Annotated in this window: 19 protein-coding genes; 9 read left to right on the plus strand and 10 right to left on the minus strand. The window is 58.3% G+C overall.

All coding sequences use genetic code 11. The features are described from left to right. Positions 1–252 precede the first annotated feature (252 nt). Positions 253–1,770, minus strand: a complete 1,518-nt coding sequence (locus ACRC4F_RS25620; protein WP_438661854.1) for a nucleobase:cation symporter-2 family protein — start codon at positions 1,768–1,770, stop codon at positions 253–255. Between the two features lie 255 nt (positions 1,771–2,025). Between ACRC4F_RS25620 and ACRC4F_RS25625 the strand changes: the two genes are divergently transcribed. Together ACRC4F_RS25625 and ACRC4F_RS25630 are read left to right on the plus strand one after the other, a co-directional pair. Further along, positions 2,026–2,307 (plus strand): BrnT family toxin, encoded by a 282-nt coding sequence (locus tag ACRC4F_RS25625; RefSeq protein ID WP_438661855.1) that lies wholly within the window; start codon positions 2,026–2,028, stop codon positions 2,305–2,307. Between the two features lie 3 nt (positions 2,308–2,310). Further along, positions 2,311–2,643: a BrnA antitoxin family protein gene (locus ACRC4F_RS25630; protein WP_438661856.1), complete on the plus strand. Its 333-nt coding sequence runs from the start codon at positions 2,311–2,313 to the stop codon at positions 2,641–2,643. Between the two features lie 69 nt (positions 2,644–2,712). Here ACRC4F_RS25630 and ACRC4F_RS25635 read toward each other — a convergent pair whose 3' ends face one another. The 3 genes from ACRC4F_RS25635 to ACRC4F_RS25645 form a co-directional block, all read right to left on the minus strand. After that, the gene (locus ACRC4F_RS25635; protein ID WP_438661857.1) at positions 2,713–3,540 is read right to left on the minus strand and encodes an arylamine N-acetyltransferase family protein; all 828 of its coding nucleotides are present in this window, start codon (positions 3,538–3,540) and stop codon (positions 2,713–2,715) included. Between the two features lie 112 nt (positions 3,541–3,652). Then, entirely contained in the window at positions 3,653–4,447 is a 795-nt protein-coding gene (locus ACRC4F_RS25640) for an exodeoxyribonuclease III (RefSeq protein ID WP_438661858.1), read from the minus strand. A gap of 96 nt (positions 4,448–4,543) precedes the next feature. Further along, the gene (locus tag ACRC4F_RS25645; protein ID WP_438661859.1) at positions 4,544–7,111 is read right to left on the minus strand and encodes a bifunctional diguanylate cyclase/phosphodiesterase; all 2,568 of its coding nucleotides are present in this window, start codon (positions 7,109–7,111) and stop codon (positions 4,544–4,546) included. Positions 7,112–7,281: 170 nt separating this feature from the next. Here ACRC4F_RS25645 and ACRC4F_RS25650 point away from each other — a divergent pair, with 170 nt between their 5' ends. Then, positions 7,282–7,866, plus strand: a complete 585-nt coding sequence (locus tag ACRC4F_RS25650; RefSeq protein WP_438661860.1) for a GNAT family N-acetyltransferase — start codon at positions 7,282–7,284, stop codon at positions 7,864–7,866. A gap of 227 nt (positions 7,867–8,093) precedes the next feature. Then, complete coding sequence (locus ACRC4F_RS25655; RefSeq protein ID WP_438661937.1) at positions 8,094–8,432, plus strand: hypothetical protein; 339 nt, start codon at positions 8,094–8,096, stop codon at positions 8,430–8,432. Positions 8,433–8,499: 67 nt separating this feature from the next. Here the strand turns inward: ACRC4F_RS25655 and ACRC4F_RS25660 are convergent, their stop codons facing one another. The 5 genes from ACRC4F_RS25660 to ACRC4F_RS25680 form a co-directional block, all read right to left on the minus strand. Beyond that, a complete protein-coding gene (locus tag ACRC4F_RS25660; RefSeq protein WP_438661861.1) occupies positions 8,500–9,075 on the minus strand; it encodes a DUF1254 domain-containing protein in 576 nt (191 codons plus the stop codon). A gap of 141 nt (positions 9,076–9,216) precedes the next feature. Then, on the minus strand, positions 9,217–10,788 hold the full coding sequence (locus ACRC4F_RS25665; RefSeq protein WP_438661862.1) for a sensor domain-containing diguanylate cyclase: 1,572 nt from the start codon (positions 10,786–10,788) through the stop codon (positions 9,217–9,219). Positions 10,789–10,925: 137 nt separating this feature from the next. Next, positions 10,926–11,384 carry a hypothetical protein gene (locus tag ACRC4F_RS25670; protein ID WP_438661863.1) on the minus strand — a complete coding sequence of 153 codons (459 nt, stop codon included), beginning with the start codon at positions 11,382–11,384 and terminating at the stop codon, positions 10,926–10,928. A gap of 241 nt (positions 11,385–11,625) precedes the next feature. Continuing rightward, positions 11,626–12,393: an aldolase gene (locus ACRC4F_RS25675; protein WP_438661864.1), complete on the minus strand. Its 768-nt coding sequence runs from the start codon at positions 12,391–12,393 to the stop codon at positions 11,626–11,628. Between the two features lie 18 nt (positions 12,394–12,411). Continuing rightward, positions 12,412–13,116 carry a haloacid dehalogenase type II gene (locus ACRC4F_RS25680; RefSeq protein WP_438661865.1) on the minus strand — a complete coding sequence of 235 codons (705 nt, stop codon included), beginning with the start codon at positions 13,114–13,116 and terminating at the stop codon, positions 12,412–12,414. Positions 13,117–13,224: 108 nt separating this feature from the next. Between ACRC4F_RS25680 and ACRC4F_RS25685 the strand changes: the two genes are divergently transcribed. Together ACRC4F_RS25685 and ACRC4F_RS25690 are read left to right on the plus strand one after the other, a co-directional pair. Continuing rightward, positions 13,225–14,073, plus strand: a complete 849-nt coding sequence (locus ACRC4F_RS25685) for a LysR substrate-binding domain-containing protein (RefSeq protein ID WP_438661866.1) — start codon at positions 13,225–13,227, stop codon at positions 14,071–14,073. Positions 14,074–14,184: 111 nt separating this feature from the next. Beyond that, positions 14,185–14,649, plus strand: a complete 465-nt coding sequence (locus ACRC4F_RS25690; RefSeq protein WP_438661867.1) for a hypothetical protein — start codon at positions 14,185–14,187, stop codon at positions 14,647–14,649. Between the two features lie 56 nt (positions 14,650–14,705). Here ACRC4F_RS25690 and ACRC4F_RS25695 read toward each other — a convergent pair whose 3' ends face one another. Beyond that, positions 14,706–16,457 (minus strand): L,D-transpeptidase family protein, encoded by a 1,752-nt coding sequence (locus ACRC4F_RS25695; protein WP_438661868.1) that lies wholly within the window; start codon positions 16,455–16,457, stop codon positions 14,706–14,708. Positions 16,458–16,538: 81 nt separating this feature from the next. Here ACRC4F_RS25695 and ACRC4F_RS25700 point away from each other — a divergent pair, with 81 nt between their 5' ends. From ACRC4F_RS25700 to ACRC4F_RS25710, 3 genes are all read left to right on the plus strand, one after another. Further along, a complete protein-coding gene (locus ACRC4F_RS25700) occupies positions 16,539–17,243 on the plus strand; it encodes a murein L,D-transpeptidase catalytic domain family protein (RefSeq protein WP_438661869.1) in 705 nt (234 codons plus the stop codon). Positions 17,244–17,385: 142 nt separating this feature from the next. Next, entirely contained in the window at positions 17,386–18,204 is an 819-nt protein-coding gene (locus tag ACRC4F_RS25705; protein WP_438661870.1) for an alpha/beta fold hydrolase, read from the plus strand. Then, positions 18,191–19,372: an ATP-binding protein gene (locus ACRC4F_RS25710; RefSeq protein WP_438661871.1), complete on the plus strand. Its 1,182-nt coding sequence runs from the start codon at positions 18,191–18,193 to the stop codon at positions 19,370–19,372. The genes ACRC4F_RS25705 and ACRC4F_RS25710 overlap by 14 nt, the downstream gene beginning before the upstream one ends. The last annotated feature ends 31 nt before the right edge of the window (positions 19,373–19,403 follow it).

Raw genomic sequence — 19,403 nt, forward strand, 5'->3', positions numbered from 1 at the left:
GCCTTTTGAATATTTCGAGGAGTAGTCGCAGCGATTCTTTAGCTCCTGGTCACGAATGACCTTGGGTTCAGAATCCGACCGGCATGCCAGTCGTCACTACTTCAGAGGGAGCCAGCTTCTCTGCTGCCAACAAGATGGGGGGCCGATACTGGAGGCCAAGCCCAAGGATGCGCAATTGCAGACCTCGAAACTGATTTTCAGCCATGAGCGGAGCGAGTGTCAACCTGTCACTCGAACCACCCTTTAGTGCTATCAGACATGCTCACCGCTTTTCGCATGAACCGCTCGATGCTCGCCCGAATCATGCCCCGCCTCCACCACCGGAATCTCATTCCCGTCGCAGTCACGCAGTTTGCCTTCGCTGAAGTAATCCCCTTCACGCAACGCCGCCAGATCCTGATAGCGCAGGACCCGTTCAGTACCGGCCGCAAACACCGATTGCTGATCCGAGTTACCGGCGGTGAGGTGGTTGAAGGCCAGGTTGAGCACGATGGCCATGATTGCCGAGGAACTGATGCCCGAGTGGAAGATGGTCGCGAACCAGCTGGGGAAGTGGTCGTAGAAGTTCGGCGCGGCGATCGGAATCATGCCGAAACCGATGGAGGTGGCGACGATGATCAGGTTGACGTTGTTGCGGTAATCGACCTTGGACAGCGTGCGAATGCCACTGGCCGCCACGGTGCCGAACAGCACGATACCAGCTCCACCGAGTACCGAGGTCGGCACCGCTGCGATGACCCGGCCCATGAACGGTAGCAGACCGAGTATCACCAGAAACAAGCCGCCGGTGGCGACCACGAAGCGACTCTTGATGCCAGTCACGGCCACCAGCCCGACGTTCTGGGCGAAGGCGCTTTGGGTGAAGGAGCCGAAGATCGGCGCGATCATGCTCGAGAGCATGTCGGCGCGCAGGCCGTTGCCCAGACGTTTGGAGTCAACCTTGGTGTCGATGATTTCACCGACAGCAAGGATATCCGCCGAGGTTTCGACCAGGGTCACCATGACCACGATGCACATCGACAGGATCGCGGCAAAGTGGAACGTCGGCATGCCGAAGTGGAACGGGGTCGGGAAGCCGAACATCGGGCCTTGCGTGACGGACGAGAAGTCCGCCATGCCGAGGAACACCGCGATGATCGTGCCGATGACCATCGCCAGCAGGATCGACAAACGGGAGATGGTCGCGCTGCCGATCTTGCTCAGCAGCAGCACCAGCACCAGCGTCACCGCCGCCAGACCGATGTTGGCCATGCTGCCGAAATCCGGGGCATGGCTGTTGCCGCCCATGGCCCATCGTGCAGCCACTGGCATCAGCGTCAGGCCGATGGTGGTGATGACAATGCCCGTCACCAGCGGCGGGAAAAACTTGGTAATTCGTGAAAACACCGGCGTAATCAGCAATCCGATCAACGACGCGGCGATCACCGCCCCGAGAATCGACTGAAAGCCTCCCTCCCCGCCGCTGCTGACAATCGCCACCATCGTCGCAACACCCGAGAACGACACGCCCTGAACCAGCGGCAACTGACACCCGAAAAACGGTAAACCGAGGGTTTGCAGTAATGTCGCCAAGCCCCCCGCAAACAATGAAGCAGCAATCAACAAACCGATGTCCGCCGGCGAAAGCCCGGCCGCCTGGCCGATGATCAAAGGCACCGCGACGATGCCGCCGTACATGGTCAGAACATGTTGCAGGCCGTAAGCCATATTCGCGCCGACTCCGAGGTTTTCGTCCTCAGGCCGTTGGTGTGAAACATGGGGCGTTTTCATGTTGGGGGGTTCCCTGGTTTTTTGTTATGCGCACACTGTATGCAAGACTCAGGACAAATGTCTATAGAGTTGTATACAACTCATCGGTCAGATTATGGACAGGTGTCCACGCTGCCCTTTGGTTACGCCGTATTCCCCTGCAAAAAATCTTGAAATACATCCTTCATCCGAGCTCTTCCCCACCCGCTAGCCTTCTGAATTCCAAGCGACCGCCGGCACGGACGCCCCCTCGCTTATACATATAATGTATGCATAATGAAGTCATTCGAAATTCAGTATCACAAGGCAAAAAACGCGGCCAACAAATTAAAGCACCAAGGCATCAGCCTCGCCGAAACAGAACCTGTGTTTTATGACGAACGAGCGCTGACCTTTCAGGACAACCATCATGATGAACAGCGATGGATCACCCTGGGGCTGGATGCCAAAGGACGCTTGCTGGTGGTTGCGTACACCTATCGCGATCCGAATTTCGTTCGAATCATTTCCGCGCGCCTTGCCACCCAAAGCGAGCGTCGCCGCTATCTGGAGAATTGACCGATGGAAGACGAGTACGATTTCAGCAACGCCAAGCGTGGGGCGGTTGCCTCCGGCAAAGGCAAAACCCGAATCACCATCATGCTCGATGACGTCGTCATCGAAGCCGCGCGCGCCGTGGCCGAGAGCGAGGGGTATGGCTATCAAACGGTGATCAACAACACCCTGCGTCAGGCGTTAATCAGAGACAGAGACAACACCGCAACAGCCGATCAGTACACCGCGGTTGCCAATGCAGGACATTTCAAAGACGGGATAACGGCTTCCGAGCTTAAAAGCCTGGAGAAAAAACTGTCAGAGGTGCTCAGCGAAATCCATCGCGTGATGAAACCTTGAGTTTCGCCCCAGAGAAAAAGGGCAAGGCCATCAAGCCTGGCCCTTTTCTCGTTGCGTGCGACAGGGCGCCTACGTCGACTCGATCAACCGCCCAAGCATCTGCCTCAACCCCGCATGCTCCGGCACCCGGATCCCGAACTCCCCCTCCAGCAACCCGATCAACTCTTCCACATCCGCCACCTGCCGCCGCTCGCTCTCGGCACCCACTCGATGAATCGCAAAACTGCCATTGTTCAACGTGCGTCTCCAGCCATCCCCGGTGCGCGCGACCATCAGTTGCTTGGCAAATGACGACTCTGGATAGGTCGAGACGTACCAGTTGCCAACGGCGTAATCAATGTCTTCCTGGCGTTGCAGGTCGAAGATGTACATCGGCCGCCACTCGCCGCCGACGTTGGCACGCAGGGTGTAGCCATCTGCATGGCGCTCGATCCGATACGGTTCGTGGGGTGTGAGCTGTGCAGCGTCGGTGTCGAGCAGGAGCGGTGCAGTGGGCACCATGCCGCCGAAGCCGACGTCAGTGATGTAGCGCACGCCGTCCAGCGTGACCAGGCTGAGGCGGTGCGTGCGGGCAGTCCAGGCGCCTTCGGGCTGGCCCATGACCACTCGCCCGGTAATGCCGCGTGCATCGAAACCCAATTCCTGGAGCAACGCCAGAAACGCGTAGTTGAGTTCGTAGCAGTAACCGCCGCGCCCCTCGTGCAGAATTTTCCGTTCGATGGACGGCAGGTCGACGAGTACCGGTTCGCCGGACAGTGTGGTGAGGTTTTCGAACGGGAAGGCCCCGGTGTGGCGCAACTGAAGCTGGCGCAGGGTGTCCAGGGTCGGCGCCGGGGGCGCATCGAAACCCAGGCGTTGCAGGTATGACGCACGGTTCGTCAGGCGTGGCTCGCTCATTGCTTGGTCCTTATGCATGGGGCCGCGGATCTCTCCGCCGATGGGCGCCATGTATAAGGGATAAAGCGGTCTGACTGACAATTGATTTCGCCAATCGCCAGACTGCGGAAGATCAACGCCGTTTGCGCGAACCCAGGCGAATCCACGTCGGTGCGTGATCGCTGGCGTGCGGTTCATTGCGAACCCAGGCATCGACCCCGGCCTCATGCAGATAAGGACTCAGCGCCGGATTGAGCAACAAATGATCGATGCGCAACCCCGAGTTTTTCTGCCAGTGCTGCCTGAAGTAATCCCAGAAGGTGTAGAGCCGATCTTCCGGGTACAGATGACGTAGCGAGTCGGTCCAGCCCTGCGCCAGCAAGCGCTGGTAGCACTCGCGACTTTCCGGTTGCAGCAACGCGTCCTTGAGCCAGGAGCGCGGGTTGTAGATGTCCATGTCGGTGGGCACCACGTTGTAGTCGCCGGCCAGCACCACCGGGTGCTCACTGCCCTGCAGATCCTTGGCGTAGGTGATCAGCCGCTCGAACCACGCCAGTTTGTAGTCGAACTTCGGCCCCGGCTGCGGATTGCCATTTGGCAAATACAGGCAGCCCACCAGAACCCCGTGCACCGCGGCTTCGAGGTAGCGGCTATGCGTGTCGGCGTCATCACCCGGCAAGCCGCGCCGGCTCTCTAAAGGCTGGGCATCACGCGCCAGAATCGCCACCCCGTTCCACGACGACTGACCTTGCCAGATTGCGCCGTAGCCGACGGCTTCAAGTTCGGCGGCAGGAAATGCACTGTCGACCGATTTGAGCTCCTGCAAACAGGCAATGTCCGGTTTTTCCCGCTCAAGCCAGGCCAGCAGATTCGGCAGTCGGGCACGCATGCCGTTGACATTGAAGGTGGCGATTTTCAGGTTTTTCATGGGCCGAGGCTCGCAACGGATGGACACTATCCAGTTGTGACCGGAAGGCGTCATCGCAGTTGCCCCGACAAACGAAACAGGCGACTAAAGGTCCACTTACGGGTGCTCATCACGCGATGCTTTAAGCAACGGCAACAGCGCCTGGTTCTCCATCGGCCGGCTGAGGTAGAAACCCTGCACCTCATGGCACTCGTCAGAGATCAGGAAATCCAGCTGCTCCAGCGTCTCGACGCCCTCAGCGGTCACGGTCAGGCCCATGGCCTTGCCCAGGTTGATGATCGCCTGCACCACTGCACGGTCGTTACCGGCACCGCTCATGGACGAGATGAAACGCTTGTCGATCTTGATCCCGTCGAACGGATACGTGCGCAGGTAACCCAGCGAAGAATAACCAGTGCCGAAGTCGTCCATGTTTAGTCGCACGCCCAGTTCCTTAAGTGCGTTCATGGTCGCGAGCGCCCCGTCGACGTCATTGAGCATTACGTTTTCGGTGATCTCCAGCTCCAGCCGACTGGCCGGCAAACGGGTGTGGATCAACGCCTCCCTGACATCCTCCACCACGTCACTACGAACAAACTGCACGGGCGACAGGTTGACCGAGACCATCAACTCACCCGGCCAGGTCAGTGCCGTCTCGCACGCTTCGCGCAGCACCCAACGCCCCAACGGCACGATCAGATCGGTCTGCTCGGCCAATGGAATAAATGCATCGGGGCTTAACAACCCCTGGACCGGATGCTGCCAGCGCAGCAGCGCTTCGACTGAGACGATCTGCTTTCCGTCGACGTGATAACGCGGCTGATAGTGCATCACGAACTCGTTGTTCTTGATCGCCTGGCGCAGGTCGTTTTCGAGTTTGCGACGGTGCTGAATCTGATCGTTCATGTGCGGCGCAAAATAGCACCAGGTTTTCTTGCCATCGGATTTGGCTTGATACAGCGCGATGTCGGCACAGCGAATCAGCTCTTCCGGCATGTGCCCTTGACGTCGGCTCAAGGCGATGCCGATGCTCGCGCCGATGTGCAGCGTGTGATGGTCATGGTGTATCGGCTGGTGCAGGCTTTCGAGGATACGTTCGCAAATGCGGTCGATCTCGGTGTGGATGTCCATGCCATTGAGCACCAGTACGAACTCGTCGCCGCCCAGTCGAGCGACCAGATCGATGTCCCGCGTGCACTCACGCAACCGGGTAGCTACCTCCAGCAACACCGCATCGCCGGCCGGATGGCCTAGGGAATCATTGATCGGCTTGAAGTTATCCAGGTCGATCATCAACAACGTCAGCGGCGCCGAATGCTCCTTCAGCACCAGGGCTTCTTCGAGGTAACGCGCCAGCTTGTTGCGATTGGGCAGGCCGGTCAGCGCGTCGTGCAACGACAGATGCTGGATCTGCGCATGGGCGGCGACTTCATCGGTGATGTCACTGGCCGTGCCGCGGTAACCCAGCAGTGCGCCTTTGCTGTGGATCGGTCGCGCCGACACCCGGCAGACACGTTGCTGCCCGGATTGATCGCGATAGGAACAACGCAGGTGGCTGACGTTGTGTTCTTCGTTGAGTTTGTTCAGCCACAGTGACAACGGCGTGGTGTCGCAATACAACAACTGCTCGATGTCCTGCCCCAGCCATTGCTGATCGGAAAAACCGGTGACGGCGCCGAAACGCCCCGACAGATACGTGATGCGGTGCTTGTCGTCGATTTCCCAGATCCAGTCGGAAGCCGCCTCGGCCACGGCACGAAAACGCTCTTCACTGGCCTCCAGCGCCTGGTTCGACAAGTCCAGGTTGATGTAACTGGCGTCCACGTGCCCGGACGCGCGCAACACATATCGAAAGAACCAAGCCGTCAACAACGCCAGAATCAACAACGCGCCGCCCAGTGGCGGCAGCAGCGACCAAAGCAGTTGATGGCCCGGCTGTTCGAGCCGGGACACCAGGCTATAACCGGTACCCGTGAGTGCCACTGCGGGTTGACCGGGAGCGAGGGTGTTGTCAGGCGCAAGGCTCAAGTCATGCAAACCATAATCGGCACTCAAGGCGCTGAGCTTTTCCGGACTCAATTGATCGACGAACACCAGCACCGAAGTGCTTTTCGGATCGACCGCAGGCCTTTCGTCGTTCGGCACGATCGCGGCAGCCGTCAACAGCGCGGGCTGGCCCTCGAACAGCGTGAAGCGGCTGACGGGGACGAGCAGGCTTTCCTGCCCCTGAACCTCCTTCATCAACGCCGCCATCGATACCGAAAGACGGGCCGCCGCGTCGTCCTGCACCTGAAGACCACGCACCGTGGCGTATTTGGTTCGCTGGTGATCGACCACCAAGACACTGTCGTAATGGTCCATGGTGAACAAGGTTTTACCCATGTTCTGCTCGACATAAGCCCACTGCGTATCGACTTCACCGTTGAGACGGTCGTAGGCGGTCGTCCAGGTGGCATAACTGGCGACGTAGTTTTTCGAGGCTGCAATGCGGTTTTCCAGCGCACGCTGGGTGTAGAACGTAGTCTTGGCCAGGTCCTGGGCGTCGAGCCGGCCGGCAATATTGAACAAGGCAACCAGGGCGATCAGCACCCCCAGTACAAAAGCCAACCCGACGGACCAGACCAGGTTCCGTGTGATCGGCGTATGGCGCCCGGGGGCGGCGGTGGTCGTGGCGCTCAATTCCATGCATGGGATCCTGTTAATCAATTGCCTGATCGGATGCATGACAGGCAAGCGTCCATTGACCATAGCAGCCATGGTCCGTCATCGCGCCGCAACTATTGCCAATCAACGGCCGCTACCCTGTAATGGCGCGCATTGCCCGCAAACCTTTTTATGCCGAGAATCTCCCGCTCATGGACACCCTGGACGGTCAACGAATCACCCTGCGCGCCCTGCAAACCGGCGACGCCGATGCGCTGGTCAACGCCGCGCGGGATGGCGAATTGTGGAACCTGACGGTCACCGTCGTGCCCTCCCCGACCACCGTCGACAGTTACCTGAAAAAAGCCATCGACGGTCGCGACGCCGGAACGGTCCTGCCCTTCGTTATCGTGCTCAAGGCCACGGGTGAGGTCATCGGTTCGACCCGCTTCTGGAAAATCGATCGCCTCAACCGCAAGCTTGAAATCGGCAGCAGCTGGATTTCCGCGTGCTGGCAGAAAACCTTCGTCAACACCGAGGCCAAATACCTGATGTTGCGTTACGCCTTCGACGTGCTGGATTGCGTGCGGGTGCAATTCACCACCGATGAAAACAACCAGAAATCGCGCAACGCGATCCTGCGGCTCGGCGCACAACAGGAAGGCATCGTGCGCCACGAACGGATCATGCCGGACGGACGCAAGCGCAACTCTGTGCGGTTCAGCATCATTGATGAAGAGTGGCCGTTGGTGCGGGAGAATCTTGAGAAAAAACTGACCGGATACAGCCTTCACTGACACCTCAAAACCCTTGTGGGAGCGAGCCTGCTCGCGATGGCGGTAGTCCTGCCCACCCATGAGCCGGCTGGACGAACGCCATCGCGAACAGGCTCGCTCCCACAGGGATTGATGTTGCACAGACTTTCCATGATCTACGCACCATCGACCACTCGTCATCCCGCCAACACCCTCCGCTCTCCTCGTCACACCATCAGCAGGTAACGACTCATGTTTGGAGACGTGCGCTGATGAACATCAAAATCACTACGCTGTTGTTGCTCGGTTTGCTGGCCGCAGCAATAGGCACCACTTTCGCAGCCTCGGGCGATAACGCTGACGCGGCCGAGACCAGATCCTGGTATGGCGGAGGCTCAAACATGGCGCCCAACAACTATCCCGACAAACCCTCGCTCCGATACACCCCCGACCGGGGCAAAGGCGGATATGGTTCATCGAGAGAAGGCAATGGTGGAAATGCCGGGAACAGCGGCTCGGGTGCGGGCGGCGGCACGGGCGCTGCCGGTGGTGGCACCGGCGGGGCAGGCGGCGGAACCGGCAGCTGGACGCGCAGAAGCAACCAATGACGGGAAGTCGTCGGCTGCTTCTATTCGGTATTCTTGACGGAGTTGCGGACCGCTATGTTGTTGGCCCTCATCGACCCGCCGTGACCACTCGAGCGCGGATGGCGATTTCCGGGTCGACAGGCTCGGCTCTTTTGCCGATCTGCGACAACGGCGTCACGGTGTAGCCCGCCTGAATCCTGTTCACCGTCGCATAGTCCACCGCCCCGCTGACGTCGGTGCGCCCGACGACCCAGACGAAGGGCGTGGGCGCCGGCAAATGATTCAGCCCGGCCGGCACCGTTCCGGTCCATCCCGGTGGCGTCACCAGAAACTCGCCGGTCTGTGTGCCCGTCGCATATCCACCTGGCGCGGCGAACACATCGCTCCATATGTCGAGCATTGGCACCACATAAAAACGCCCGGCGGTGTCAGGCGCGGTAATCACCAGTGGCTCCCTGGTCAAATCGAGCCAGGCGATGGAGTACAACGTGTCGATATTCGACTGCACCACGGCTTTGAAATCTTCGGACGGGTACTGCGGCACAGCCACAAAGACGTTGGCTTCTTGCGGCGTGACTTTCGATTGAGCCTGGCTGGCCGACGGCAAAACAACGGAAGCTGCAAGGATTAGAGCAACGGCTTTCAATGCTTGAGTGATCAACATTTTGGCGATTGTCCGTGCTGTGGGAAACCCTGCCGGGTTCGACGGAGCTACCGGAACTCTAGACGATCAATTCAGACGAAACTGACAGAAAGACAGACGGACGCGCGACTGTTGCAGCGCTGAAACAACCACACGAACGTCTCAACGATCGGAGCGCATCAGTGCCTGCATGCCGCCTTCCATCGACAACACGGCCACACGGTTTCGACCCGAATGCTTGGCCTGATATAACGCCGCATCCGCTCGCTCGATGAACACTTCAATGCTGTCGCGCCCGGTCGGCACAAACGCGTAGCAGCCAAGACTGACGGTCACGTAACCCGTGGGCGAACCGCTGTGGGTGATGTTCCTGTCCATGACGCCGCGACGAATCTGCTCGGCGATCACCAGCGCGCCGTGAATGTCAGTGTCGGGCAGCAGCACCGCAAATTCCTCACCACCATAACGCACCGCCAGATCGGCCTTGCGGTGACAGCAACTCTTGATCGCGCGCGCCACTTCAGCCAGGCAGTGGTCCCCCGCCACGTGACCGTATGCATCGTTGTAGCGTTTGAAGTAATCGATATCGAGCATGATCAGGCTCAGCGAACTCGACTGCCGGGCACCTCGGCCAAACTCGATGTCCAGCGCCTGCTCGAACAGCCGGCGATTGGCCAGGCCCGTCAGGCTGTCGTGAGTCGCGATCAGCTTCAGCGCTTCCTTTGCCTTGCGCAAATCGGCTTCGACCCGCACGCCGACGCGCACCTGCCGAACGAACACCCAACCGAACAGACCCACACCCAACACCACCAGGGCAACGATGAAACTGGATTGAAACGCGGTGCCGTACCATTCCTTGAGAATCGAGTCCCGGGACGATGCCGCCGACACCACCAGCGGATAGGCGTCGAGCTGACGGTAGCCATACAAACGCACAACCCCATCGACTACTGAGCTGATCATCGCGTTGCCAGCGGGCGCGTTCGGCAAAAAATTCTGAAAGATTTCGCCCTTGGCCAGAGACGTGCCGATCTGCGATTCCACAAACGGCCTTCGCGCCAGCAACGTGCCATCGGTCAACGCCAAAAACATCGAGCCGTTGTCATCGATGCTGAAGCTTTTGAAAAACTGATCGAAGTAGGCCATTTTGATTCCGGCCAACAGCACGCCCTGGAAGTTGCCGTTTTTGTCGTTCACCCGCTTGGACACGGGAATAATCCACTCGCCGTTCTCCCGACTGCGAAGCGCCGGTCCGATATGCGCTAGGGCGGACGCGTTCTGCTGGTGGAACTTGAAGTACTCCCGATCAGCCACGCCAGGGCCACGGGGCAAATCCTCGAACGAGGTCACGACCCACTGCCCTTGCTTGTCGAACAGAAATATCCCGTGCAATTGATCCAGTGCCTGCACCCGTCGGGCGAAGGTTTTCTGCAAGCGCGGTTTCTGCGCCGCGCCGTGGCCATCGGCCTGAATCCAGTCCACCAGGCTGGTCAGTACCAGGTCGGCTTTCAAGAAAGTATCTTCGGCCTGCTGCGCCATGGCGCGCGTCAGGTTCGACGACGAAACTTGCGCCACGTCCAGCGCATGGCGGCGCGATTGCTCCAGCTGCAGGTAAAGCAGACCACAGAGACAGAGGCACACCGTCGCGATAAACAGCACCGCTGCCTTGAGCAGGGATAACCGCTTCAACGCGCCGCCTGGAGGTTCGTGCGGGTCTTGAGTGAGGAAAGGCAAAAGCTCGTCCTGTAAGGGCAAGGCATGGGCGAAGGCCCAAAGCCCTTATTTTTTGTGAGCTTAGTCTACGTCAGGGGTGAGAGGCAATTGGCCGAATTTTACAAAAACCTGAATGGATGGATAGCCGTTTCGGAATGTTAAAGTTCGATGATTTGCAGGATGGCGAGAATAAACAGAAGTACGCCCATACCCATGACAATGACGTGAGGCAAGGCTACATGAGGCATTTGTGCGACTGCGGAAATATCTGCGTATCGAATTTCCCTCCAGGTACGGAGCCAGGCAATACTGATCTGAAACGGATGTTCAACCACCTTTTCGCCTGCGAAATGTGCCTCAATCAAACCTGATCGTTCGTAGTAACAAAGCTGAAATAGCTTCCATTGCGTTTCCAACACCCAGAATATTGCCGCGCTCAATGCTGCCAGGAGAAGCGCGATACATGAGTTACTTATAAATGCACCGGTAATCGCAGCCAACCCGAAGGTAACGCTCCATGCCTTAATAGTCAGGGCTCGAGCATCAAAATCTTCGATTGTTTTTTGAATGTGCAAATACTCTGCCTGGAGTGCGGCATTAAGCTGATCCTCTGTCATGACAACCCCCTTAAATAACCGCCTCCGTGTTTCACAGGAAAAAACCATCAAATTTCGTGAAATTTTCTTCTTCCTGCGTTGTGTTGTTACTGCGTCTTAGATCTCGTCGCAAAATTCAGCTTGGCTAATGCAGATATTAGTAATCAATATAGCGTCACTTTATTTTGCTGCCACGAAACTTCGCCCCTTACTTCAGCCCGTTCCGAAAACGGCGCCACATCAGACTGGGCATCTAATACATTTATATGCCCAGCCGCCGCATCGCACTGTGCAAATGCGCCCGCGCGCTTTCGGCATCACCCAGGCGCATTTGCTCGTAGGCCCTCTGGGCAATCTCATGGGGCACCGGCTTGAGTTCACGTTGGGTCGCCATTGCCATCAGTTGCACCTGCGCGGCACGCTCCAGGTAATACAAATCATCCCAGGCTTCAGCGATGGTCGGCCCGGCGACGATGACACCGTGATTCTTGAGAAACAGAATGTCGGCGCTGCCCATGACACTGGCAATCCGGTCGCCTTCGGACTCATCAAGGGCCAGGCCGTTGTAGTCTTCGTCCACCGCCGTGCGGCCGTAAAATTTCAGCGCCGTCTGACCTGACCATAACAACGGCGGCCCTTGCAGTAAGCACAATGCTGTGGCGTGAGGCATGTGGGTGTGAAACGCCACTTTTACCCTCGGCAGCTGTTTATGCAGTCGGGCATGGATGTAAAACGCGGTGGCCTCGGGCTGCCCTTCGCCGTCCACGACATTGCCGTGGAAGTCGCACACCAACAGATTTTGCGAAGTCACCTCGGCAAACGCGTAGCCGTAGGGATTCACAAAAAACAGATCATCCCGCCCCGGCACCATCGCCGAAAAATGATTGCAGATGCCCTCCTCCAGTCCATGCAGCGCCGCCAGTTGAAAACACGCAGCCAACTCCGTGCGGGCAGTGATAGCGTCTTCCGAGTCCAGGTTGAGGTCGGCATAACGCGCGGAATGCGATCGTCCAGCAAGAGTGTGTGCCATGGTGAGATCTCCGTGTTTTTACCAGCCCAGGGATTTGAACAAGGGCACGACCTGATCCAGCGTGCTCACTATCGCATCGGGCTGATAGTCCGGCAGCAATTGCCGACCCGTGCCACGATCGACCCACACGCAGCGAAAGTGCATGTCCCGGGCAGCGGTGTGGTCCAGTGTCGGGCTGGCGCAGATGTGCACCACTTGATCACGGCTGATGCCGAGCTGTTCATGAGCGTAGTCAAACAGCCGCGGATTCGGCTTGTAGGCCCCCGCCTGTTGCGCGGTGATAACCCGATCGATGTGCCCGCCGAGTTGCGCAACGTTGCCCGCGATGATGTCGTCGTCGGTGTTGGAGACGATGCACAGCTTGAAGCCCATTGCCTTGAGTGTCGCGAGTGTCTCGATCACTTCAGGGAACGGCGGCATGCGCGGAATTGCCCCGGCCAACCGCTGGCTGTCTTCAGGCAGGCTCGCCAATTCCAACTCCTCCAGCGCGAGTTGCAACCCGAGCGTGCTCAGTTGGCGAAACGAACGGTGCGGCGAAATCTGCTCCAGTCGATGTTCATGCCGATCGTAGACCTCGATCAGGCGATCAACTTCCACGCTGTGGTCGCCCTTGTCATGCAGGATCTCGGCGACCACAGCCTTGAGGCCTTCATCCCATTGAATCAACGTGCCGTAGCAATCGAAGGTCAGCCATTCGGGGCGCGGGGTGTTTTTGAGCGTCATGATCATGTCCTCTGAAGGGTGATCTTCAGATTACGAGTCCTTGTTGATAGTGTGAAATTAAATTAATGTCGACTCGTCAGTGGCAAATCAAATATCAAGGAAACCGCCATGCTCGATCTTGAGCTGCTCAAGACTTTCGTCTGTGTGGTCGATGAAGGCAGCTTCACCCGCGCCGCCGAACGCGTGCATCGAACCCAATCCACCGTGAGCCAACAGGTTCGCAAGCTGGAAGAGTTGCTCGGTCATCCCCTGTTGCTGCGTGATCGAACTGGCCAGAACGTCAACGTCACCGAACATGGCGAACTGCTGATTCACTATGCCCGACGCTTGTTAACCCTGTCTTCTGAGGCGATTGAAGCCTTGGCCAGTGATCTGGATCTGGAGATCCTGCGCATCGGCGTACCGGAGGACTTCGATGCGCGGCGCATGGCGCTGATCCTCGCCGGATTCAATCGCGCTTGCCCGCAAGCCCGGCTGGAAACCGTCAGCGGCATGAGTACGGATCTGAAACAGAAACTCGCATCAGGTGAAATCGATATCGCCCTGATCAAGCGGGAACCGGACAGCGGACCATGTTGGGCGGCGTGGCCGGAAGTGCTGGTGTGGGTCAAAGGTGCGGGGGTGGACTCGGCCAACGGCGTGTTGCCACTGGCATTGTTTCCGCAGGGATGCATTTATCGGCAGCGGGCGATCCGCTTGCTGGACGTGGCACAGCGACCCTGGCGGATTGCGTTTGGCAGCCACAGTTTGACCGGGATTCAGGCGGCAGTGGCTTCGGGGTTGGGCATCTCCGTATTGCCGGCTTCGGCGGTGTTGCCGGAGCACAGCGTGTGCACTGATCTGCCGGAGTTGCCGCCGACGGAGTTGGCGTTGATCAGCCGGGAGGGAGCGCTGACGGGGTTGCAGCGGGATTTGGTGGAGTTCTTGCGAGGGGAGTTGGCGGTCTCGGGCAATTGAATGTTGAGTAGAAATGATTTGTCACGCTTGTGTCGCTGACATGACGCAGGGCAAAGCCTGATTGGCGTTGAAGGAGCTACGATTACTCTTACATCACGACAAGGAATCGAAATGAGTAAGGCAGACGAGCTCGCGACCAAGCTGAAACAAACCCGGCACATCAGTGCGGACCAAGTCATCGACAGTTGGCCAGGTCAAGTCTATGAGCTGTATCACCACATCGAGTCGTGGTTGCTGCCGCTTATCGAGGTGGGTCTGATCCTGCGGCGTAATCCTACTCACGTGTGCGAAAGCGATTCAAGCGCGACTTACGACTATGCAATCGACCAACTGCTGATCGAGGGCAATAACCACAACATCACCTTCGACCCTGTTGCGCGTTTCACCGACGATGGCGCAGGGCGTGTCGAAATCCACTCGAAAGGCAAGGAACTCGCACTATTGCGTACCGTGGACGAACACGGCGAAACGCATTGGTGGTTGCAGGCCATTGAGCAGGCCGGACAACAACTGGATGCGGTTGCGCTGACCGAACACAACTTGCTGGCGGTGGTGCAAGAGGGGCTGGGGCTATAGCGAGTCAAAACCAAGGACCGAAAAGGGGACGCACTTGTTAAATCAAGCCCACTCCCCTACTGCCGCGCTGGGCCCGCCGCCACCACCGACCCCACTGCCGTATGCAAATCCAGAACAGGCATTTGCGAAGGACGGTTCAACGCCCGCAACACCGGCGCGTCGTAGCCATACACATCAGGCTTGAACGCCACTCGCCCGTCACTGCCCAAATCCACGGTCCAGTAAGCCAGCAACACCGGCACCTTCACAGGAAGCCGAATGTTCTCGGTCTTGCCGCTGGCCAACTGCTTTTGAATCCCTTCGCTGTTCCACCGGACCGGGTCGTTGAACAACAGCTCCACCAGTTGCAGCGGATTCTCTACCCGTATGCAACCCGAGCTGGTGGCACGGACGGTTTTGGCAAACAACTCGCGGTGCGGTGTGTCGTGGAGGTAAATCGCATAATCGTTGGGAAACCGGATCACCACTTGGCCCAGCGAACTGTCGGGCCCGGCATCCTGGCGCAATGTGAGGCCACGCGGGTGGGTCCAGTCGACGGTCGACGGATCGAGCACATTGCCTTCGCGATCAAGCACTCGTATCCGGTTAGCCGCGAGGTAGCCGGGATTGCTCTGAACCTTCGGCAGCATATCTTCCTTGAGGATCGTCGGCGGCACGGTCCAGGTCGGGTTAAACGTGATGTAGGTGATTTGCGCCTGGAAGATCGGCGTATTGCGAGCCGTTTTACCGACCTGCACCCGGGATCGCCAGATCGGCAAGCCATCGCGGTACATGGCTACCTTATAGCCGGCAATATCGACGATGACGAAGGTGCCCTGGAGTTTGTAGAGCAACCAACGCGCCCGCTCCATGTTCACCCGCACTTGATCGATTCGCGCATCGACTGGCACATTCAGTGCGGCCAATGTCGTCGCCCCGGCCATGCCGTCCGCGCCCAGGTATTGCTCGTTTTGATATTTTTTCACCGCCGCGGTGACGGCGCCGTCGTACTTCGTGCCGCGGATCAACCGCGGATCGAGAAAACCTGCAGCAACCATCCTCGCACGCAACTGCGCGACGGCCGGTTCGTCCATGCCGGGTTTGAGCGAATGATCTACAACCACTTTCGGCCAACCGCCCCGATCCCGGATACCGCGCAATTGCGCCAGGGCCTGACGCAATCCGACGTACACCGCTTCTTGCGGCGGTGCCTGGGCAAACGCTCTGGCCACGTCGTGATTGTCGAGCGCAGCAAAGAAGGCATTGACGTCATCGCGCGGATCGACGCCGTTCGAATCAAAGTTCCAGTGAATATCCAGCCTGGAAGGATCAACCTTGCCGCGGCGCAACTGCAGCAGGGCGGTGATAAAGGTGTGAGTGGTGGCCAAATCAAAAGCCGCCTGCTGCTCGGGCGTCACCGGGGTCGTCTGCATCGTGGTCCGGGACCGGATCAATTCATCGATGTGAAAGTCAGCCGGTGTCAGGCCATCGGCCTCTGTCGCGTTCAAACTGGCAATCAATTGCGCGACATCGCTGTCATTGGTCCACGCTGCGCGATAAGCGCGATGCGTATAAAAATCCATCACCAGACGGCTGACATCCACTCGCCGGTGACGCGGTCCAGTGAGCAGAGGTGGAAACGCGGATTTCAACGGTTCAAGCGAGGCCTGGATCGCTTGCCCGACGTTATCGTCCGCTCCAGCCTCGATAATGGAGGTAGGCGCACTTATCGGCTCGATCGGCGAAGTTTCCGCGTACGCTGTGCCGCTGATCAGAAAGCCCATAAAAATTACGCGGCTTATGACGAATAACCTTGTTAAAAGCACCATGAATAATCCTTAATCCCCCGCATTCAACGCCTGGCTTTCAACACGCTGCTAGACTCGAAATTAACATGATGAGACATCTATATGGCGCCACTACGTTTTGGCTATCTGTTTTCGGCCCTGCTACTGACTGCAATGTCCGTACCGTCAGCCTACGCCGATTCGCTCGCGGCCGCCCTCATCAAAGCGGCACCGAAGGCTAACGCCAACGTCATCAACCTCGCCGTTCGCGCCTCGCAATGCAGCATCGCTCAAGGTGCTGCTCCTGTCCAAAGACTTGCGGTTATTGATTATTCCCTGCCTTCGACCGAACAGCGCCTCTGGGTGTTCGATTTAAAAAAGCGCAAGTTGCTGTTTCATGAACTGGTCGCCCATGGACGAAACAGCGGCGAGAACATGGCCGTCAACTTCTCCAATCAAAATGAAAGCTTCGCCACCAGCCTCGGCCTGTACCGCACACAGTCAAGTTATGTCGGGCAGAACGGTTACTCGTTGCGTATGGAAGGCCTGGAGCCGGGCTTCAATGACAACGCGTTTGACCGGGCAATCGTGATTCACGGCGCGCCTTACGTGAGTCCGGTCCTCGCCCGTGCAAATGGGCGGATTGGCCGCAGCCTGGGATGTCCAGCGGTCCGACCGGCGGTTGCTCGTCGACTGATTGATTCGATGAAGAATGGACAACTGTTGTTTTCTTACTATCCGGATCAGCGCTGGTTGAAGTCTTCTTCGTATATCAATTGTGGCGGCGGTACCGTGGCGTCAGCCTCGAAAACGACTGTGCGCAAGTGACATCGTGTGAAACGGTCTGTACATCACAGGGGCGCCTCATCAGGGCGCCCTCTTTCCTTAGCAACGCGTGACCTGATGCCTACGACTATCTAAACTCCCACGGATGCCAAAAATACATTTGGCCCGCCCGGGAAAAACACGCATGGACCTTCAACATCGCAACAACGTAAAAGTGATGGGCAACGGTCCGGCAACGCTGATCTTCTCCCATGGCTTTGGCTGCGATCAAACCATGTGGCGCTATCTCGTCGACAATTTTACGGGCCGCTTCAAGGTCGTGTTGTATGACCTGGTAGGTGCAGGGCAGTCGGATCTCAGTGCCTACGACAAAGAAAAATACAACTCACTGGCCGGGTATGCCCGAGACTTGAGCGAAGTAATCGATCAGTTCGCCACCGGCCCGGTGATTCTGGTGGGTCACTCCGTCAGCGCCATGATCGGCGTCCTGGCGGATCGTCTGTCCCCCGGCAAAATCGCCGCCCACGTCATGATTGGTCCTTCGCCCTGCTACATCGATTCCGACAACTATGTGGGCGGATTCAAACTCGAAGACATCCACTCATTGCTCGACACCCTCGACAGCAACTACCTTGGCTGGTCCAGCACGATGGCCCCTGTGATCATGGGCGCGCCCGGGCAACCGGCGCTCGGCGAAGAACTCACCAACAGCTTCTGCCGCACCGAACCCGACATCGCCAAGCAGTTCGCGCGGGTAACGTTCATGTCGGACAACCGCAAAGACGTCGCAGGCCTGACCACCCCGACCCTGATCTTGCAATCCACCGACGACCTCATCGCCCCCGTCGCCGTGGGTGAATACCTGCACGCCGCACTCCCAAACAGCGAGCTCTGTCTGGTGGCCAACGTCGGCCATTGCCCGCACATGAGCGCGCCGAGTGCCTGCTCCGAAGCCATGGCCAGCTTCCTGTCGCCGTGGGTGGACGCATATGTCGACCGATGACCCGTCACTGCCCGACCCGCAGACGCTATTCGAAGGTGCGCCCTGCGGCTTGGTGGTAACGAAAGAAGACGGCACGATCCTGCGCAGTAATCAGACGTTCAGCAACTGGATCGGCTTCGATTCCCAAGCGCTGGTCGGCCGGCGTTTTCAGGACCTGCTGACCATGGGCGGACGCATTTTTCACCAGACCCACTGGGCGCCGCTGATGCAAATGCAAGGCTCCGTGGCCGAGGTAAAACTCGATGTGGTTCACCAGGACAAACGGATCGTCACCATGCTGCTCAACGGCGTAAGACGCGCGCACGCCAGCGGCGCGTTTTATGAACTGGCGCTGTTCGGCACCACCGACCGCGACAAGTACGAGCGCGAACTGCTCAACGCCCGGAAACTCGCGGAGGAGTTGTTATCCAAGAAGATGGCCGCCGATGCCGCCCTTCTCGACGCCCAGACCCAACTGAACCTGGCCTACGAAAAAGCCAAACGCCGTGCCTCGTTCGCCGAACAAATGGTCGCCATCGTCAGCCACGACCTGAAAAACCCGCTAACCGCGATCAAAATGGCTTCCGACATCCTCTCTCGAGGACAGCGCACCGCCAAAGAAACCAGGATGCTCGGCCACATCAGCCAATCGGCGGATCGTGCGGAGCGCATGATCGCTGACCTGCTCGACTTTGCCCTGGCCAGAGTCGGCCGCGGCATCGGGATTTCTCCTACGCCGCTGGACTTGCATTCCTTCGTTAGCCAGAGCGTCGACGAACTGCGAGTTGCGTTTCCTGAGGCGAAGTTGCTGCACCCGTCCATTGGCACCGGCGCTGCTCTTCTGGACGCTGACCGGGTCCAGCAAATCATCGGCAACCTGGTCGCCAATAGCGTGGCTTATGGCGATTTGACGCAACCGATTACGATTACTTCGCGGCTGGAAGATGATCAGGCCATTGTGTCGGTGCAAAACCATGGGCCGGTTATTCCGGAGTCGTTGATCGCAGTACTGTTTGAACCGATGACTCGTGGCACTGAGACCGACAGTAATGTTCGCAGTGTTGGCCTTGGATTGTTTATCGTCAGGGAAATTGCCAAGGCGCATGGCGGGGATGTTTCGGTGAGTTCGAGTCAGGAGGACGGGACGGTGTTTAGTGTTTATTTTCCGTTGGGGGCAACTGCGCTCTGAGCGCTACGCCAAGAACTGATCAAGTCCATTA

This window comes from Pseudomonas sp. (assembly GCF_051660785.1).
Classification (GTDB): Bacteria; Pseudomonadota; Gammaproteobacteria; order Pseudomonadales; family Pseudomonadaceae; genus Aquipseudomonas.

Bases quoted from the DNA above. Each gene is read 5' to 3' on its own strand.
- ACRC4F_RS25620 (WP_438661854.1), bottom strand. From the start codon at position 1,770: ATGAAAACGCCCCATGTTTCACACCAACGGCCTGAGGACGAAAACCTC.
- ACRC4F_RS25625 (WP_438661855.1), top strand. From the start codon at position 2,026: ATGAAGTCATTCGAAATTCAGTATCACAAGGCAAAAAACGCGGCCAAC.
- ACRC4F_RS25630 (WP_438661856.1), top strand. From the start codon at position 2,311: ATGGAAGACGAGTACGATTTCAGCAACGCCAAGCGTGGGGCGGTTGCC.
- ACRC4F_RS25635 (WP_438661857.1), bottom strand. From the start codon at position 3,540: ATGAGCGAGCCACGCCTGACGAACCGTGCGTCATACCTGCAACGCCTG.
- ACRC4F_RS25640 (WP_438661858.1), bottom strand. From the start codon at position 4,447: ATGAAAAACCTGAAAATCGCCACCTTCAATGTCAACGGCATGCGTGCC.
- ACRC4F_RS25645 (WP_438661859.1), bottom strand. From the start codon at position 7,111: ATGGAATTGAGCGCCACGACCACCGCCGCCCCCGGGCGCCATACGCCG.
- ACRC4F_RS25650 (WP_438661860.1), top strand. From the start codon at position 7,282: ATGGACACCCTGGACGGTCAACGAATCACCCTGCGCGCCCTGCAAACC.
- ACRC4F_RS25660 (WP_438661861.1), bottom strand. From the start codon at position 9,075: ATGTTGATCACTCAAGCATTGAAAGCCGTTGCTCTAATCCTTGCAGCT.
- ACRC4F_RS25670 (WP_438661863.1), bottom strand. From the start codon at position 11,384: ATGACAGAGGATCAGCTTAATGCCGCACTCCAGGCAGAGTATTTGCAC.
- ACRC4F_RS25675 (WP_438661864.1), bottom strand. From the start codon at position 12,393: ATGGCACACACTCTTGCTGGACGATCGCATTCCGCGCGTTATGCCGAC.
- ACRC4F_RS25680 (WP_438661865.1), bottom strand. From the start codon at position 13,116: ATGACGCTCAAAAACACCCCGCGCCCCGAATGGCTGACCTTCGATTGC.
- ACRC4F_RS25685 (WP_438661866.1), top strand. From the start codon at position 13,225: ATGCTCGATCTTGAGCTGCTCAAGACTTTCGTCTGTGTGGTCGATGAA.
- ACRC4F_RS25690 (WP_438661867.1), top strand. From the start codon at position 14,185: ATGAGTAAGGCAGACGAGCTCGCGACCAAGCTGAAACAAACCCGGCAC.
- ACRC4F_RS25695 (WP_438661868.1), bottom strand. From the start codon at position 16,457: ATGGTGCTTTTAACAAGGTTATTCGTCATAAGCCGCGTAATTTTTATG.
- ACRC4F_RS25700 (WP_438661869.1), top strand. From the start codon at position 16,539: ATGGCGCCACTACGTTTTGGCTATCTGTTTTCGGCCCTGCTACTGACT.
- ACRC4F_RS25705 (WP_438661870.1), top strand. From the start codon at position 17,386: ATGGACCTTCAACATCGCAACAACGTAAAAGTGATGGGCAACGGTCCG.
- ACRC4F_RS25710 (WP_438661871.1), top strand. From the start codon at position 18,191: ATGTCGACCGATGACCCGTCACTGCCCGACCCGCAGACGCTATTCGAA.